Origin of the sequence: Pseudomonas alvandae (assembly GCF_019141525.1) — a bacterium.
GTDB lineage: Bacteria > Pseudomonadota > Gammaproteobacteria > Pseudomonadales > Pseudomonadaceae > Aquipseudomonas > Aquipseudomonas alvandae.
On the sequence record NZ_CP077080.1, the window covers coordinates 5,940,217 to 5,956,905 of the forward strand.

Sequence of the window (16,689 nt, forward strand, 5' to 3'; positions counted from 1 at the left end):
ATGGGCCAGAGTGTACCCCAACAACTTTTGCGACACATAGGGTCAACCCATGACTGTTTTGTTATTTTTAGTCACAGTCAAAAGTTGATGTTTTACCGTGGCGAGGGAGCTTGCTCCCGCTGGGGTGCGCAGCAGCCCTCTTTTGAGCGCTACGCACTGGAGCGCCAGCCCGGTCACGCGGGAGCAAGCTCCCTCGCCACGGAGAATGTCTCAGCCCATCAAAGCGCAAACAACTCCGCCGGCAACTTCATCAGGCATTCACTCCCAGCCTCGACGGCGGCCCGATGAGCGGTCGTGCGCGGCAGCAGGCGCTTGAAATAAAACTCACAGGTCGCCAGCTTGGCCCGGCAAAAATCTCCATCGCCGTCGCCACTGTCGAGCTGTGCCTGGGCCACCAACGCCATCCGCAGCCACAGATAGGCCAGGATGATGTAGCCGCTGTACATCAGGTAATCCACCGAGGCAGCCCCTACCTCATCGGGGTTTTTCATGGCCGCCATGCCAACCTGGGTCGTCAGTTCGCCCCACTGCCGGTTGAGGCCATCGAGCTGCGCAACGTATCCGTCGAGCTGCGGATGCCCGGCATTGGCGGCGCAGAACTTGTGGACGACCTTGGTGAAGCCGCGCAGTAACTTGCCCTGACTGCCCAGGACCTTGCGCCCCAGCAGGTCCAGGGCCTGGATGCCATTGGTGCCCTCATAGATCGGCGCGATCCGACAGTCGCGCACCAGTTGCTCCATGCCCCATTCGCGGATAAAACCGTGGCCGCCAAACACCTGCATGCCGTGGTTGGTCACCTCCAGTCCGGTGTCGGTCATGAAGGCTTTGCAGATTGGTGTGAGAAAAGCCAACAAGTCTTCGGCCTCCTGGCGGGCGGTTTCGTCGCTGCTCAGGTGCGCAGTGTCGAGCAATTGCGCAGTGAAATACGTCAGCGCCCGGTTGCCTTCGTTGAAGGCCTTCATCGTCAACAGCATTCGACGCACGTCGGGATGGACGATGATCGGATCGGCGACTTTTTCCGGTGCCTTGGGGCCAGTCAGCGAACGCATCTGCAAACGATCGTTGGCGTACTTGATCGCGCCCTGGAAACTCGCCTCGCCCAAACACAGGCCCTGCATGCCAGTGCCGAGGCGGGCGTGGTTCATCATGGTGAACATGCAATTGAGGCCCTTGTTCGCCTCGCCGATCAGGAAACCCTTGGCGCCGTCAAAATTCAGCACGCAGGTGGCCGAGGCCTTGATGCCCATCTTGTGCTCGATCGACCCGCAGGAAACGCCATTGCGTTCCCCGGCCTCGCCCGTGGCGTCCGGCAGGAACTTCGGCACGATGAACAGCGAGATGCCCTTGGTCCCGGCCGGCGCACCCGGCAGCTTGGCGAGCACCAGGTGAATGATGTTGTCGCTCATGTCGTGCTCGCCGGCGCTGATGAAGATCTTGCTGCCGGTCACTGCGTAACTGCCGTCAGCCTGAGGCACGGCGCGGGTCTTGATAATCCCAAGGTCAGTGCCGCAGTGGGCTTCGGTCAGGCACATGGTGCCGGTCCACTGGCCGGCGGTGAGTTTGCTGAGGTAGGTCTGCTTCTGTTCCTCGGTGCCATGGGCGTGGATGGCCGACATGGCGCCGTGGGTCAGGCCGGGATACATGCCCCAGGACGTGTTGCTCGACCCGATCATTTCGCTGATGACCAACCCCAGGGAACTGGGCAGGCCCTGGCCACCATACGCCGGATCCGCCGCCAGGCCGTGCCAGCCGCCTTCCACGTACTGTGCGAAAGCTTGCTTGAAACCTGTAGGCGTCGTCACCACGCCGTTGTCGAAATGGCAGCCCTCTTCATCACCAGGGCGATTGAGTGGCGCCAGCACGTTCTCGCAGAACCGGGCGCCTTCCTCGAGGATGGCGCTGACCATGTCCGGGCTGGCATCGCTGGCACCCAGCTCGGCATAGCGGCCATGGAAATCGAAGACGTGGTCGATCAGAAAGCGCATGTCACGCAGGGGGGCTTTGTACTCGGGCATGGTGGTTTTCTCCGGTAGCAGATCGTTCCAACCTACTGCCGGCCATCAAGCCTCACAATCACAGTCCAGACGCTGAATGCGCCATCATCACTCAACCCGCGACGGCTTCCATGCGCACCGCGCCGCGACGATTCTGGCCGAAGGCGATCACACAGTTTCGACCCGCGCCCTTGGCGTTATAGAGCGCCTGGTCTGCCGATTTAAGCACTTCTTCGGGCGTACGCTGCTCGATGCGCTCGGCCACGCCGATGCTGACGGTCACCGATACGCTGGAGGCGCCAGCACCGGAACGACGCTGGCGACCTTGCTGGTCATCCTGGGGACGGTTGTCGGGATTGCGCAGTTGAATCGCATACGTCTCGATGGATTGGCGGATGACTTCCAGGTGGGGCATGCACTCATCGATGGTCTTGCCTGCGAACACCAAGGCGAATTCCTCGCCGCCGTAGCGATACGCCCTACCGCCACCGCCGATCTTCGACAGCTTGCTGGCCACCAGGCGCAGCACCTGGTCGCCGACGTCGTGGCCGTGGGTATCGTTGAATTTCTTGAAATGGTCGACGTCGCTCATTGCGAGCACGTAATTGCGCCCCAGGCGCTGCATGCGTTCGTTCAGCGCCCGACGTCCCGGCAGGCCGGTGAGTTCGTCGCGGAAGGCCATTTGATAAGCCTCGTGGGCAACCGCGGCGGCGATCATCAACATCACTTGGCTGCACATGATGTTCAGGGTGAACGGCAGGATGAAGGTTTTCGGCAGCATCCAGAACAAGCCAAGCAAGCCCACCAATTGCGCCGCGTGCAGCGGCCGGGGGTTGCGCCAGTATTGCCAGGCCAGCAGCAGGAACGCAGCCGCGAACATTGGGTAGGACAATTGGATCAGGCTCATCCAGGCGCCGTGCAACGCGGGCCAGCGGATCTCCGAAAGCCACAACAACAACGGCTGGGGGAAACTTTGCTCCAGCGCCAGGGCCACGCTGCCGAAGACCAGCAACACCGCGAACCGGGCCACCATGTCCTGGAACAGATGGGTGCGCTCCTGCCACGCGGCGAACAGCCCGAACAACAGCGGCAGCAGCAGGCAGACGAGATGGAAGACCACCGCCGCGTCTTCACGCACCTTGCCGTTATCGCGGTAAAAATCGGTCTGGGTATCCAGCAGGAAGTAGGCGATGTACACCGTGACCATCAGAAACAGCTCGCGCTGACGGCGGTAGACGGCGCAATACGCGCCTCCCAGAAGCAGCACCAATGTAGGCAGCACATTGAACAGGGAGGTGAAGAAGACGTTGAGATCCTTGACGTAGGCAGCCGCAAGCCCCGACAACAACAGCAGCAGTGACGGTAGGAAATGGCTCAGACGTACAGCGGAAGAACGCGGCAAGGGTAAAGCTCCGACCCGGCTGATCAAAGATGGCATTGTGCACGCGAGGTGTGACCGATGTCACACTGCCATCGCTGTAACGGCAGGTGGGGAAGTTTTCTTAGGGTTGGGTTGGATGAATATTGTTTCAGAATCACACTTGATGCCCACAAGGAAATTGTGGTGACCATGAAAAAGCCGCTGCTCCCGAAGAAGCAGCGGCTTTGTGAAGAACCGCGTAAGGCTTAGTAGCCCAGCGCGAAGTCTTCTTCTTTCATGTCCATCAGGTTGTTGGCGCCCGACAACATGGCCGCAACGTGAGTGCGGGTGCGCGGCAGGATGCGCTGGAAGTAGAAGCGCGCGGTCTGCAGCTTGGCGGTGTAGAAGGCTTCTTCGCTGGTGCCGGCTGCGAGTTTCTCCGCCGCCAGGCGCGCCATGTCGGCCCAGAAGTAAGCCAGGCAGGCATAGCCGGAATACATCAGGTAATCCACCGAGGCCGCGCCCACTTCTTCGCGATCCTTCATGGCGGCCATGCCGACCTTCATGGTCAACTCGCCCCATTCCTTGTTCAACGCAGCCAGGGGTTCCACGAACTCCTTGACCGCTTCGTTGCCTTCGTTGCCCTGGCAGAACTTGTGGACGATCTTGGTGAAGCCCTTGAGTGCTTCGCCCTGGGTCATCAGCACTTTACGACCCAGCAGGTCGAGCGCCTGGATGCCGGTAGTGCCTTCGTACAGCATCGAGATACGGCTGTCGCGCACGTTCTGCTCCATGCCCCACTCGGCGATGAAACCGTGACCGCCGTAGATCTGCACGCCGTGGTTGGCCGATTCGAAGCCGACTTCGGTCATGAAGGCCTTGGCGATTGGCGTCATGAACGCCAGCAGCGCGTCGGCTTTCTTCTTCTCTTCTTCGTCCACACCATACTTGACGATATCGACCTGCTTGGCGGTGAAGTAGACCATCGCCCGGTTGCCTTCGGCGAAGGCTTTCATGGTCAGCAGCATGCGGCGCACGTCAGGGTGGACGATGATCGGGTCAGCGGCCTTGTCCGGCGCTTTCGGGCCAGTCAGGGAACGCATTTGCAGGCGATCACGAGCATATTTCAAACCGCCCTGGAAGCCGATCTCGGCGTGGGCCAGGCCTTGCAGCGCGGTGCCCAAGCGTGCGGTGTTCATAAAGGTGAACATGCAGTTCAGGCCTTTGTTCGCCGGGCCGATCAGGAAACCGGTGGCCGCGTCGAAGTTCATCACGCAGGTGGCGTTGCCGTGGATGCCCATCTTGTGTTCCAGGGAACCACAGCTCACGGCATTGCGCTGGCCGACGGTGCCATCGGCGTTAGGCAGGAATTTCGGCACGATGAACAGCGAAATGCCCTTGGTGCCGGCCGGTGCGTCCGGCAGGCGTGCCAGCACGATGTGGACGATGTTGTCGGCCATGTCGTGTTCACCGGCCGAAATGAAGATCTTGGTGCCGGTCACTTTGTAGGAACCATCGGCCTGAGGCTCGGCCTTGGTGCGCAGCATGCCCAGGTCGGTGCCGCAGTGAGGTTCGGTCAGGCACATGGTGCCGGTCCATTCGCCGGACACCAGCTTGGTCAGGTAAGCCTCTTGCTGCTCGGGCGTACCGTGTTCGGAAATGGTGTTCATCGCACCATGGGACAGGCCCGGGTACATGCCCCACGACCAGTTGGCTTCGCCGACCATCTCGCTGACTGCCAGGCCCAGGGACTCCGGCAAGCCTTGACCGCCATGCTCGACATCGTGGGCCAGGCTTGGCCAGCCGCCTTCGACGAACTGCTTGTAGGCTTCCTTGAAGCCGGTCGGGGTTTTCACGCCGGACTCGCTCCAGGTGCAACCTTCGATGTCACCCACGCGGTTCAGCGGCGCCAGCACCTGCTCACAAAACTTGGCGCCTTCTTCGAGAATGGCGTCAACCATGTCCGGAGTTGCGTCCTGGCAAGCCGGAAGGCTCTGATAATGCGCTTCGTAGCCGAGCAGTTCGTCACGAACGAAGCGAATATCACGCAAGGGGGCCTTGTAGTCAGGCATAGCGATAACCTCTGCTGATGTAACCGGGGATGAACGACCGCGGCGAATTGTTGTAGCGGTCAAACAGGTGTTTGAAACATACGTTTACGCCCAAACCTTGTCAAGCGTCGATCCTTCGCCGTTCGTCATCGACCCCTGGAAAATATCGGACACAGAAAAACCATCGCGTTGAAAAATCAGCGATGCCTGCAAAAAAAAGATTAGTCGAGCAATAAGACACCAGAGACAAGAACGCCGCGAATAATCGCGGCGTTCTCATAAATCTCAGGTGCTTGTATCAAGCGAAAGTGTCAATCAACGTACCAAGCATCTCATCGGAAGCCTTGGCGACATTCACGCCCAGCTGTACTTGAAACTTGCCTTGGGCCATTTCGACCATGTTGCTGGCCACATCCGATTGCTGGCTGCGATCCACCGAACGCAGGCGATCGACCTGGACTTCGGACGACTGGCTGGTGACCGAACGCTCGATTGTATTGTTGGCGATCTGGCTGGAGGCCTGATCGACACGGTTCTGCCCTGTCTGAATCGTGCTCAGACCGGCATAGAACGCGGTGTTTCCTGAGATTTCCATGGCAGGGCTCGTCTACTTGAAGGGGTCGACACCGGCATTGAAACAGAAGCCCTGGAAAAACACCCGACAAAAACACTAATGGCACAGTGCCTCATCATAGGCAAAACCTTGGCGGGTTCTCAGTCCAGCAAATCCAATTGCAGGTGCTCGGCTACCGCTTTAGCCGTCACGCTCTGGATCCGCGCCACCCGGCCCAGGCAAGGCGCCGGCAGGCGTTCGGCCAGGGTCGCCAGGTTTTCTTCGAGGCGCGAGGTGGCCGGGTCGATGATATTTGCCACCCAACCGGCCAATTGCAAACCGTCACGGGCAATAGCCTCGGCCGTCAACAACGCATGGCTGATACACCCCAGGCGCACGCCCACCACCAGGATCACCGGCAGCCCCAGCGCTATCGCCAAGTCGGAAAGATTGTCCTGGCCGGCCAGCGGCACGCGCCAACCGCCCGCGCCTTCGATCAAGGTGAAGTCGGCGTCCAGCGCCAGCACTTCGCGCATCGGCCCCAGCAGCGACTGCACCGTCAACGCCACACCGGCTTCCCGGGCGGCCAGGTGCGGTGCAATGGCCGGTTCGAATGCCACCGGATTGACCTGTGCATAAGTCAGCGGCACCGAGCACTCGGCCAGCAACGCCAAGGCGTCGGCATTGCGCAGGCCCTTGGGCGTCACGTCGCAGCCGGAGGCCACCGGTTTGCCGGCAGCCGTACTCATGCCGGCTTGTCGCGCCGCGTGCAGCAGGCCCGCCGCAACGGTGGTCTTGCCCACATCGGTATCGGTGCCGGTGATGAAATAAGCCTGGCTCATAGCGGTTTCTCCAACACGGCGTAGACCACCTGATAGGTCGCGGGCAGGCCCTGGGCCTGGCGGAACTGCTCGTAGGCTTCGACCAGCGCGAGGATTCGCGCCCTGCCCGTCAATCCTCCGGGTCGGCCCGGGTTCAGATTATGAGCGCCCAATGCTTTCAATTCGTGGGTCAGGCTACGTACATCCGGGTAGTGCAATACGTGGGGCTGATTTTCCAGGCGGAGGACATTCAATCCGCTGCTTGCGCATAACTGTTGATAAGTCTCGAATTCCCGGAAACGGTTGACGTGCACCCAGCCATCCACCTGACGCCAACTGTCACGCAATTCGTACAGTGTGCCCACGCAGAGGCTGGTAAAGGCAAACACGCCGCCCGGTTTCAATACGCGATGGGCCTCGCTCAGCACCGAGGCAAAATCGGCGCACCATTGCACCGCGAGACTGGAGAAAACCAAATCACAGCTCGCCGCCCGCAAAGGCAGCCGCTCAGCATCACCGGCGATGAAATGCGCGGCCCCGCCTCTTGGGCGAGCATGGTTGAGCATGCCCTCGGCAATATCCAGCGCGAAGCCGGTCTCCTCGCCGAAACGAGCACCCAAGGCCCGGGTGAAATAACCGGTACCACAGCCCAGGTCCATCCAGCGCTGCGGATCGAGCGACGAAGGCAGTCGCCCGAGCAATTGTTGCCCCACGTCACGCTGCAGTTCAGCGACGCTGTCATAGCTGGCCGCCGCCCGGGAAAACGAGGCCGCGACCTGACGTTTATCGGGCAAGGCGCCAGGTAGCTTCACGGACAAATCAGTCATCACCAGACTCATGCAAGAAAGCCTGGATCGCCCCCGCCACGCCGTGGGGGTCTTCCAGAAGAAATGCGTGGCCGGCCTGTTCAATCAGGCCGATTTCGACATCCGGCAACAGCGCCAACAACTCGCCCGCCGCTTCGGCTGGCACCAAGGCATCGAGCCCGGCAAACAAATGCAATTGCGGGCCGCGAAACCCCTGCAATGCCATACGAGTGTCGAGCAGCGTCAACAACTCGAGCCCGGCCATCAGCACTTCAGGCGCTGTATTCGGTGCACCGCCGAGCAACAATCGCGACAACCCGCGTGGGTCGCCGCAACCTTGGGCACACAGCAAACTGAAGCGCTTGAGCGTCTGGCGCGGATCCGCAGCACACCCGGCAAGAAACCCATCGAAGGTCTCGCCGGCCATCGCGATCGGCCATTGATCATGCGCCACGAAAGACACATTACTGGCCAAGGTCAGCACGCCGCAGCAGCGCTCGCCCCGCCGCGCCGCCAGTTCCGAGGCCAACATGCCACCCAGGGACCAGCCTCCGAGCCAGGCATCCTGGGGCAACGTCGCGTCCAACTCATCGAGCCAGTCCGCCAGATTGCTCGAAGCCAGCGCCGGCAAGGGCTCGATTTCCACCTGCAAGTGCTCATCGAGCCCCTGCAGCGCAGCGGCCAACGGTTCGAGAGGCGAAACGCCCAGGCCCCAACCAGGCAGCAATATCAGTCGATCACGCATGACTCGGCTCCGGTCCCAGTTGGACAAAACACTCCGCCAGTGCCTCTAACAATAGTTGCACCTGGGCTTCGCTGTGGGCGGCGGTCAGGGTCACACGCAGGCGAGCACCGCCGGCGGGGACGGTCGGTGGACGGATCGCGGTCACCATCAACCCCCGTTCACGCAGCATCCGTGACAGTTGCATCGCCCGCCCGGCATCGCCGACCAGGATGGGCTGGATCGGCGTGAAACTGTCCATCAATTGCAAACCAATCTGCTCGGCGCCCTGGCGGAACTGGCGAATCAGTCGCTGCAAATGCTCACGCCGCCAATCTTCGCTGCGCAGCAGTTCAAGGCTCTTGAGCGTGGCGCAGGCCAAAGCCGGTGGCTGGCTCGTGGTGTAGATGTAGGGACGCGCGAACTGGACGAGGCTTTCGATGAGTTCCTCACTGCCCGCCACAAAGGCGCCAGCGGTGCCAAAAGCCTTGCCCAGCGTGCCGACCAGCACGGGGACGTCTTCCTGGCTCAGACCGAAATGTTCGACGACACCGCCGCCGCTGGCGCCCAGCGTGCCGAAGCCGTGGGCATCGTCAACCATCAGCCAGGCGCCCTTGGCCTTGGCTTCACGGGCGAGGGCCGGCAAGTCGGCGACGTCGCCATCCATGCTGAACACCCCATCGGTGACCACCAAGGTATTGCCAACCGCCTTTTCCAGGCGCTGGGCCAGGCTCCGGGCATCGTTGTGCAGATAACGGTTGAAACGCGCGCCGGACAACAACCCGCCATCGATCAATGAAGCGTGGTTGAGGCGATCCTCCAGCACGGTGTCGCCCTGCCCGACCAACGCCGTGACCGCGCCGAGATTGGCCATGTAGCCGGTGGTGAACAGCAACGCCCGCGGGCGGCCGGTCAGCTCGGCCAATGCTTCTTCCAAGGCGTGATGCGGCCCGCTGTGGCCGATTACCAGATGAGAGGCCCCGCCGCCGACGCCCCAACGCGCGGCACCTTCGCGCCAGGCCTCGATGACTTGCGGGTGATTGGCCAGGCCCAGGTAATCGTTGTTGCAGAACGCCAACAGCGGCTGGCCGTCGACCACCACTTCCGGACCCTGGGGGCTTTCGAGCAGCGGGCGCTGGCGATAGAGATTTTCAGCACGACGGGCAGCCAGGCGTGCGGCGAGATCGAAGGGCATGCTGGCCTCAACTGTTTAAAGACTGGCCAAAGCCCCTTGTGGGAGCGAGCTTGCTCGCGATAGCGGTGAGCCAGTCGACATAAATGTTGAATGTTCCATCGCCATCGCGAGCAAGCTCGCTCCCACAGGGTCTTGCATTCCAATCAGGGAATCGGTGCGTGATCAAACAGCGGCGTTATAGAACTGCTCGCTGCTCTTCTGCTCCACCAGCGCCTGTTCAATGGCCGCCTGGTGCACTTCATCGGCATGTTCTTCACGGGCTTCCGGCTGGATGCCCAGGCGCGCGAACAGTTGCATGTCCTTGTCAGCCTGCGGGTTGGCGGTGGTCAGCAGCTTGTCGCCGTAGAAGATCGAGTTCGCGCCGGCGAAAAACGCCAGGGCCTGCATTTGCTCGTTCATCGCTTCGCGGCCGGCGGACAAGCGCACGTGGGATGTCGGCATGAGGATCCGCGCCACGGCCAGCATGCGGATGAAATCGAACGGATCGACATCCTCGGCATTCTCCAGCGGCGTGCCCGCGACTTTCACCAGCATGTTGATCGGCACCGACTCCGGGTGCTCCGGCAGGTTTGCCAGTTGGATCAGCAGGTTGGCGCGGTCGTCCAGGGATTCGCCCATGCCGAGGATGCCACCGGAGCAGATCTTCATCCCAGAATCACGCACGTAGGCCAGGGTCTGCAGGCGCTCGCTGTAGGTGCGGGTGGTGATGATGCTGCCGTAGAACTCCGGCGAGGTATCGAGGTTGTGGTTGTAGTAATCCAGGCCGGCCTGGGCCAGCGCTTCGGTCTGTTCCTGGTCGAGGCGGCCCAGGGTCATGCAGGTCTCCAGGCCCATGGCCTTCACACCCTTGACCATCTCCAGCACGTAAGGCATGTCCTTGGCCGACGGGTGCTTCCACGCCGCGCCCATGCAGAATCGGGTCGAACCGATGGCCTTGGCCCGAGCCGCCTCTTCGAGGACCTTCTGCACTTCCAGCAATTTCTCTTTTTCCAGCCCGGTGTTGTAGTGGCCGGACTGTGGACAATATTTGCAATCTTCCGGGCAAGCGCCGGTCTTGATCGACAGCAGCGTGGAAACCTGGACGCGGTTGGCGTCGAAGTGCGCGCGGTGCACGGTCTGCGCCTGGAAAAGCAGGTCGTTGAATGGCTGGACGAAGAGTGCTTTGACTTCGGCCAAAGACCAGTCATGACGCAGGTTGGCAGTGGTGCTGGCGCTCATGGGCATTTCCTTGATTATGCTTGGCTGGCGCCTGGGACACTCAATACCCACAGGCGCGACACGGATGTTCGGCATATTTAAGGAAGAGTCATGCGCTGTCAACCTCGATACAAATGGCCGGTTTACATCTGGTTAAAAAACAAACAATCCTGTCTGTTGTGCGGCGAACCCACGGACACACCGCAGCCAATCTGCACGCCTTGTGAAAGCGAGTTGCCCTGGCTTGGCCATCAATGCAATGTCTGCGCGCTTCCGCTGCCCATGTCAGGACTCCGCTGCGGACAATGCGCCACGCGACCGCCGGCTTTCGAACGGGTCGTGGCGCCGTGGATCTATGACTTCCCGGTGGACACGCTGGTCACCCGCTTCAAGCATCAGGCGAAGTGGCCGCTTGGGCGCTTACTCGGCGAACTGTTGGCGCAGTCGATCCAACATCATTTTGATGAAGGGCTGGAGCGTCCCGACGCGCTGGTGCCGGTGCCACTGGCGACTCGACGCCTCCGGCAGCGCGGTTTCAACCAGGCGGCGCTGCTGGCCCGCTGGCTCAGCGAGCCGTTGCAGATTCCTTGCGACGAGAATCTGCTGCTGCGCGTCCAGGACACCCCTGCGCAACAGGCCCTTGATGCCCGGGCGCGACGTCGCAATCTTCGCCAAGCCTTTGCCCTGGCACCTGACGCTTTATTGATGAACCGCCACTTGGCCCTGGTGGACGATGTGCTCACCACGGGTGCCACGGCCCAGACGCTAGCACGCCTGTTACTCGATGCTGGCGCCGCCCGGGTCGATGTGTATTGCCTGGCCCGCACGCCAAAACCCGGCGACCCCGCTTGACGCGCCGCCGCCGAGGCGCCAACGTCCGGGCATCAAATCCCTGCGCGCAGTTTTTCGTCATGTCATTGCCTACGCTCCTGACCCAGCACATCGTCCGCCGACCACAGCGCATCGCCCTGTTGCAGCACATCGCCGAACAGGGCTCGATCACCCGCGCCGCCAAGAGCGCGGGCCTGAGCTATAAGGCCGCATGGGACGCGATTGACGAACTGAACAACCTGGCGGACCAACCGCTGGTCGTACGCAGCGTGGGTGGCAAGGGCGGTGGTGGCGCAAAACTGTCGGAGGAAGGCCAACGTGTCCTGCGCCTCTATCAGCGCTTGCAAACCTTGCAGGCGCAACTTCTGGAAGCGAGCGAGGACGCAGGGGACCTGGGGCTGCTCAGCCGACTGATGCTGCGCACCAGTGCCCGGAACCGGTTGCATGGCAAAGTCCTCGGCATCGACGCCCAAGGTCACAACGACCGGGTGCGCGTGGAGCTGGCTCGCAGCCTAGTCATCGACACGCAGATCACCCACGACAGCACGCTGCGCCTGGAACTGGAAACCGGTACCGAAGTGGTCGCCTTGATCAAGGCCGGTTGGCTGGAGCTGTATCCCGCTGATCAGCCAGAGCATCCGGGGGCCAATACGCTGCGAGGAGTCATCGAGCACATAGCCGCCGCCGAAAACGGCCCCAGCGAGGTGCGCATCGGCCTGCCCAATGGCCAGACCTTGTGTGCCCTGGCTGATCCATCGCTGCTCAGAGAGCGAAACCTTGAGGCCGGCTCACCGGTGCAAGTGTGTTTTTCGCCGTCGAATGTGTTGCTGGGCACACCGTTGTAGCCCACTGAAACAAAAGCTTCATCGACCCGCTTTAAGGTGACTGCCAAAACCAGCAGGGAGCCTGATGATGAGCCTATTAGAAGATAACCAATCCACCGACCTGGAAAACATCGTCGGCTTGAGCCGTCGCCGCTTCATTGGTGCCGGCGCCCTATGCGGTGCAGCGATGTTCCTGGGCGGCAACCTGCTGAGCCGCAGCGTCATGGCCGGCGCCGTGAGCGAAGGCAACAAACGCATGCTGGGCTTCGACGGCATCGCCGCCGCGACGACAGACACCATTACGCTTCCGCCAGGCTACAAAGCCTCGGTGTTGATCAGTTGGGGCCAGCCACTGCAAAAAAACGCACCGGCATTCGACCCCAGCGGCAACGGCACCGCCCGCGCGCAGGAAGTGCAATTTGGCGACAACAACGACGGCATGAGCCTGTTCCCAATGCCAGGGGACGAAAACCGTGCGTTGATGGCAATCAACAACGAATACACCAATTATCGCTATCTCTTCCCCCATGGCGGTCAGCCGCAGTCGGCCGAAGAGGTGCACAAGGCCCAGGCCTGCGAAGGCGTGTCGGTGATCGAGATCGAACGTCGTCGCGGTCAATGGCAGTTCGTCCAGGATTCTCGCTACAACCGCCGGATCCATGGCAACACGCCGATTCGCCTGAGCGGCCCGGCTGCCGGTCACGACTGGGTGAAAACCAGTGCCGACAAAAGCGGCAAGAAAGTGCTGGGCACCTTCCAGAACTGCGCCAATGGCATGACGCCGTGGGGCACTTACCTGACCTGTGAAGAAAACTTCACCGACTGCTTCGGCAGCAGCAAGGCCGACCTGAAATTCGATGACGCGCAAAAGCGCTACGGCGCCACCGTCACCAGCCGCGAGATCAACTGGCACCCGCATGACCCGCGCTTCGACCTGGCGAAGAACCCCAACGAACTCAATCGCCATGGCTGGGTGGTGGAAATCGATCCATTCGACCCAAAATCCACTCCGGTGAAACGCACGGCCCTGGGCCGTTTCAAACACGAAAACGCCGCCCTCGCACAAACCCATGACGGTCGCGCCGTGGTGTACATGGGCGACGACGAACGCGGCGAATTCATCTACAAATTCGTCAGCCGGGATCGCATCGACCACCGCAACGCCAAGGCCAACCGCGACTTGCTGGACCATGGCACCCTGTACGTGGCGCGCTTCGACGCCGGCGATGGCAACCCGGACCATCCGAAAGGCAAGGGCCAGTGGATCGAGCTGAGCCACGGCAAGAACGGCCTCGACGCCAGCAAGGGCTTCAATGGCCAGGCCGAGGTGCTGATCCACGCGCGCCTGGCCGGCAGTGCCGTGGGCGCGACTCGCATGGACCGCCCTGAGTGGATCGTGGTCAGCCCGAAAGACGGCCAGGTCTATTGCACCCTGACCAACAACGCCAAGCGCGGCGAAGACGGCCAACCGGTGGACGGGCCAAACCCACGGGCCAAGAACGTCTACGGGCAGATCCTGCGCTGGCGCACCGACCGCGACGACCACGCCTCCAACACCTTCGAGTGGGACCTGTTCGTGGTCGCGGGCAACCCGACGGTACATGCCGGCACCCCGAAAGCCGGGTCGTCCAACGTCACTGCACAGAACATGTTCAATAGCCCCGACGGCCTGGGCTTCGACAAGGCCGGCCGGCTATGGATCCTCACCGACGGCGACTCCAGCAACGCCGGGGACTTCGCCGGCATGGGCAACAACCAGATGCTCTGCGCCGACCCCGACAGTGGCGAAATCCGCCGCTTCATGGTCGGGCCGGTGGGCTGTGAAGTGACCGGGATCAGTTTTGCACCGGACCAGAAGGCCCTTTTCGTGGGCATTCAGCACCCGGGTGAAAACGGCGGTTCGACCTTCCCCGAGCACCTGCCCAATGGCAAGCCGCGGTCTTCGGTGATGGTGATTACCCGCGAAGACGGCGGCGTCATCGGCGCCTGACACTTTGTGGCGAGGGAGCTTGCTCCCTCGCCACAAAGTCTCAACGATCAATCCCGACTGCTTTGCGCTACCATGCTGGGCCGGACGCGGCAGCCCTGCCGCTGCGCAGGAGTCAGCATGTCCCATCCGTTCGAAACCCTCACGCCCGACCTGGTGCTCGATGCCGTTGAAAGCATCGGCTTTCTCAGCGACGCCCGCGTGCTGGCCCTCAACAGTTACGAAAACCGCGTCTATCAGGTCGGCATCGAAGACGCCGAGCCGCTGATCGCCAAGTTCTATCGCCCCCAGCGCTGGACCAACGAAGCCATCCTGGAAGAACACCAATTCACCTTCGAACTGGCCGACCGTGAAGTGCCGGTGGTGGCGCCGTTGATCCATAACGGCGCCAGCCTGCACGAACATGCCGGGTTTCGTTTCACCCTGTTTCCCCGCCGCGGCGGCCGCGCGCCGGAGCCAGGCAATCTCGATCAGCTTTATCGCCTGGGCCAGTTGCTCGGGCGCCTGCACGCGATCGGCGCGACCCGTCCGTTCGAACACCGTGAAGCGCTGGGCGTGAAGAATTTCGGCCACGACTCGCTGGACACTGTGCTGCAAAGCGGCTTCGTCCCTCGTAGCCTGCTGCCGGCCTACGAATCGGTTGCCAGGGACTTGCTCAAGCGCGTCGAGGATGCCTACGCCGCCACGCCCCACCAGAACATCCGCATGCACGGCGACTGCCATCCCGGCAACATGATGTGCCGCGACGAGGTGTTCCACATCGTCGACCTGGACGATTGCCGCATGGGGCCGGCGGTGCAGGATCTGTGGATGATGCTTGCAGGGGACCGCCAGGAATGCCTGGGCCAGCTGTCGGAGTTGATGGACGGTTATCAGGAATTCCACGATTTCGATCCGCGGGAATTGGCACTGATCGAACCTCTGCGAGCCCTGCGCCTGATGCACTACAGCGCCTGGCTGGCCCGCCGCTGGGACGACCCTGCGTTTCCGCGGAGTTTCCCGTGGTTTGGCAGTGAGCGTTACTGGGGCGACCAGATATTGGCGTTGCGCGAGCAATTGGCGGCGCTCAATGAAGAGCCGTTGAAGCTTTTTTGATTGGATTGGTTCCACCAGTCACTGCGAATCCCCTGTGGGAGCGGGCTTGCTCGCGAAAGCGGTGGATCAGCTTGCATGGATGTTGAATGTGCAGCCGCCTTCGCGAGCAAGCCCGCTCCCACACAGGGTTCGCAGTGGAACGCTCACAAAGGTTCACAGCACAACCAGACAAATCTCCTTACAATCACTCCTTTGTTAGCTGCCTAAGCAAGGATTCTGCATGCAAGCCGCCAACCCGCGTCGCGGGTACATCCTGGGCCTGAGTGCCTACATCATCTGGGGTCTGTTCCCGATCTATTTCAAAGCCATCGCCAGCGTGCCGTCGGTGGAAATCATTATCCACCGGGTGCTGTGGTCCGCCCTGTTCGGTGCGGCGTTACTGATGGTCTGGAAACACCCAGGCTGGTGGCGCGAGTTGCGGGACAATCCGCGTCGCCTGGCGATCCTGGCCTTGAGCGGCACGTTGATCGCGGCCAACTGGCTGACCTACGTCTGGGCGGTAAACAACGGGAGGATGCTCGAAGCCAGCCTGGGCTACTACATCAATCCGCTGGTCAACGTGTTGCTGGGCATGCTGATCCTCGGCGAGCGCCTGCGCCGCATGCAGTGGCTGGCGGTGGGGTTGGCGGCACTCGGCGTGGCCCAGCAAGTCTGGCAAGTGGGCAGCCTGCCGTGGGTGTCGCTGGCACTGGCGCTGACGTTTGGCTTCTACGGATTGATCCGCAAGCAGGCGCCGGTCAAGGCCTTGCCCGGGCTGGTGGTGGAAACCTGGATGCTGGTGCCGATCGCCATCGCCTGGTTGCTGTTCAATCCATCGGCCACCAGCGCCCAAGCCGCGTTCTGGACCACCTCCGAAGCCTGGTGGCTGGTGGCGGCCGGCCCGGTGACGCTGGTCCCACTGGTGTGCTTCAACGCCGCGGCGCGGCATTTGCCTTACACCACGCTGGGTTTCTTGCAGTACATCGCCCCGACGCTCGTGCTCCTGCTCGCAGTGCTGCTGTTCGGTGAGCATCTGTCGTCCAGCACGTTGGTGGCGTTCATCTTTATCTGGGCCGGACTGGCGGTGTACAGCATCGATGCCGTGATCAGCATGCGTCGGCGCAACTGATCAAAAAACGCACAACCTTCTACAGGCCACGTCCGGCGTGGCCTGCGCGTTTCCTTCCCAAGGTTATCCACAGCGTGATCCCCGCCGTTTGTGCACAAGCCCTTGAAAACTGGTGGTTTTTTGATCATCGACCGCTGAGCCCCGGC

Annotated in this window: 14 protein-coding genes; 5 read left to right on the plus strand and 9 right to left on the minus strand. The window is 61.7% G+C overall.

The features are described 5' to 3' along the window. Positions 1-218: 218 nt before the first annotated feature. The 9 genes from KSS97_RS26605 to bioB form a co-directional block, all read right to left on the minus strand. Positions 219-2,015 carry an acyl-CoA dehydrogenase C-terminal domain-containing protein gene (locus KSS97_RS26605; protein WP_217860489.1) on the minus strand — a complete coding sequence of 599 codons (1,797 nt, stop codon included), beginning with the start codon at positions 2,013-2,015 and terminating at the stop codon, positions 219-221. 91 nt (positions 2,016-2,106) lie between these two features. After that, positions 2,107-3,396, minus strand: coding sequence for a GGDEF domain-containing protein (locus KSS97_RS26610; RefSeq protein ID WP_217860490.1), 1,290 nt, complete (start codon positions 3,394-3,396; stop codon positions 2,107-2,109). Positions 3,397-3,620: 224 nt separating this feature from the next. Then, positions 3,621-5,426, minus strand: coding sequence for a phenylacyl-CoA dehydrogenase (locus tag KSS97_RS26615; RefSeq protein ID WP_030139257.1), 1,806 nt, complete (start codon positions 5,424-5,426; stop codon positions 3,621-3,623). A gap of 277 nt (positions 5,427-5,703) precedes the next feature. After that, a complete protein-coding gene (locus KSS97_RS26620) occupies positions 5,704-6,000 on the minus strand; it encodes a hypothetical protein (protein WP_030139258.1) in 297 nt (98 codons plus the stop codon). Between the two features lie 119 nt (positions 6,001-6,119). Then, the gene (gene bioD / locus KSS97_RS26625; RefSeq protein ID WP_030139259.1) at positions 6,120-6,800 is read right to left on the minus strand and encodes a dethiobiotin synthase; all 681 of its coding nucleotides are present in this window, start codon (positions 6,798-6,800) and stop codon (positions 6,120-6,122) included. Further along, positions 6,797-7,606 (minus strand): malonyl-ACP O-methyltransferase BioC, encoded by an 810-nt coding sequence (gene bioC / locus KSS97_RS26630; RefSeq protein ID WP_217860491.1) that lies wholly within the window; start codon positions 7,604-7,606, stop codon positions 6,797-6,799. Before bioC ends, bioD begins: the two co-directional genes overlap by 4 nt. After that, positions 7,599-8,330, minus strand: coding sequence for an alpha/beta fold hydrolase (locus tag KSS97_RS26635; RefSeq protein ID WP_217860492.1), 732 nt, complete (start codon positions 8,328-8,330; stop codon positions 7,599-7,601). The genes bioC and KSS97_RS26635 overlap by 8 nt, the downstream gene beginning before the upstream one ends. Beyond that, positions 8,323-9,501 carry an 8-amino-7-oxononanoate synthase gene (bioF, locus tag KSS97_RS26640; RefSeq protein WP_217860493.1) on the minus strand — a complete coding sequence of 393 codons (1,179 nt, stop codon included), beginning with the start codon at positions 9,499-9,501 and terminating at the stop codon, positions 8,323-8,325. Before bioF ends, KSS97_RS26635 begins: the two co-directional genes overlap by 8 nt. Positions 9,502-9,663: 162 nt before the next feature. Continuing rightward, the gene (bioB, locus tag KSS97_RS26645) at positions 9,664-10,719 is read right to left on the minus strand and encodes a biotin synthase BioB (RefSeq protein ID WP_030139263.1); all 1,056 of its coding nucleotides are present in this window, start codon (positions 10,717-10,719) and stop codon (positions 9,664-9,666) included. 90 nt (positions 10,720-10,809) lie between these two features. Between bioB and KSS97_RS26650 the strand changes: the two genes are divergently transcribed. The 5 genes from KSS97_RS26650 to rarD all read left to right on the plus strand — a co-directional run bounded on the left by KSS97_RS26650 (position 10,810) and on the right by rarD (position 16,543). Next, on the plus strand, positions 10,810-11,550 hold the full coding sequence (locus tag KSS97_RS26650) for a ComF family protein (protein WP_217860494.1): 741 nt from the start codon (positions 10,810-10,812) through the stop codon (positions 11,548-11,550). A 59-nt stretch (positions 11,551-11,609) separates the two neighbouring features. After that, a complete protein-coding gene (locus KSS97_RS26655) occupies positions 11,610-12,374 on the plus strand; it encodes a TOBE domain-containing protein (RefSeq protein WP_217860495.1) in 765 nt (254 codons plus the stop codon). A 67-nt stretch (positions 12,375-12,441) separates the two neighbouring features. Then, positions 12,442-14,343, plus strand: coding sequence for a PhoX family protein (locus tag KSS97_RS26660; protein WP_217860496.1), 1,902 nt, complete (start codon positions 12,442-12,444; stop codon positions 14,341-14,343). Positions 14,344-14,460: 117 nt separating this feature from the next. Then, on the plus strand, positions 14,461-15,435 hold the full coding sequence (locus tag KSS97_RS26665; RefSeq protein WP_030139267.1) for a serine/threonine protein kinase: 975 nt from the start codon (positions 14,461-14,463) through the stop codon (positions 15,433-15,435). 220 nt (positions 15,436-15,655) lie between these two features. After that, on the plus strand, positions 15,656-16,543 hold the full coding sequence (rarD, locus tag KSS97_RS26670) for an EamA family transporter RarD (protein ID WP_217860497.1): 888 nt from the start codon (positions 15,656-15,658) through the stop codon (positions 16,541-16,543). Positions 16,544-16,689 lie beyond the last annotated feature (146 nt).

Excerpts from the sequence above, each read along its gene's own strand:
- bioF (WP_217860493.1), bottom strand. The coding sequence starts at position 9,501 with ATGCCCTTCGATCTCGCCGCACGCCTGGCTGCCCGTCGTGCTGAAAAT.
- bioB (WP_030139263.1), bottom strand. The coding sequence starts at position 10,719 with ATGAGCGCCAGCACCACTGCCAACCTGCGTCATGACTGGTCTTTGGCC.
- KSS97_RS26605 (WP_217860489.1), bottom strand. The coding sequence starts at position 2,015 with ATGCCCGAGTACAAAGCCCCCCTGCGTGACATGCGCTTTCTGATCGAC.
- KSS97_RS26660 (WP_217860496.1), top strand. The coding sequence starts at position 12,442 with ATGAGCCTATTAGAAGATAACCAATCCACCGACCTGGAAAACATCGTC.
- KSS97_RS26650 (WP_217860494.1), top strand. The coding sequence starts at position 10,810 with ATGCGCTGTCAACCTCGATACAAATGGCCGGTTTACATCTGGTTAAAA.
- KSS97_RS26635 (WP_217860492.1), bottom strand. The coding sequence starts at position 8,330 with ATGCGTGATCGACTGATATTGCTGCCTGGTTGGGGCCTGGGCGTTTCG.
- bioD (WP_030139259.1), bottom strand. The coding sequence starts at position 6,800 with ATGAGCCAGGCTTATTTCATCACCGGCACCGATACCGATGTGGGCAAG.
- bioC (WP_217860491.1), bottom strand. The coding sequence starts at position 7,606 with ATGACTGATTTGTCCGTGAAGCTACCTGGCGCCTTGCCCGATAAACGT.
- KSS97_RS26615 (WP_030139257.1), bottom strand. The coding sequence starts at position 5,426 with ATGCCTGACTACAAGGCCCCCTTGCGTGATATTCGCTTCGTTCGTGAC.
- KSS97_RS26665 (WP_030139267.1), top strand. The coding sequence starts at position 14,461 with ATGTCCCATCCGTTCGAAACCCTCACGCCCGACCTGGTGCTCGATGCC.
- rarD (WP_217860497.1), top strand. The coding sequence starts at position 15,656 with ATGCAAGCCGCCAACCCGCGTCGCGGGTACATCCTGGGCCTGAGTGCC.
- KSS97_RS26620 (WP_030139258.1), bottom strand. The coding sequence starts at position 6,000 with ATGGAAATCTCAGGAAACACCGCGTTCTATGCCGGTCTGAGCACGATT.
- KSS97_RS26655 (WP_217860495.1), top strand. The coding sequence starts at position 11,610 with ATGTCATTGCCTACGCTCCTGACCCAGCACATCGTCCGCCGACCACAG.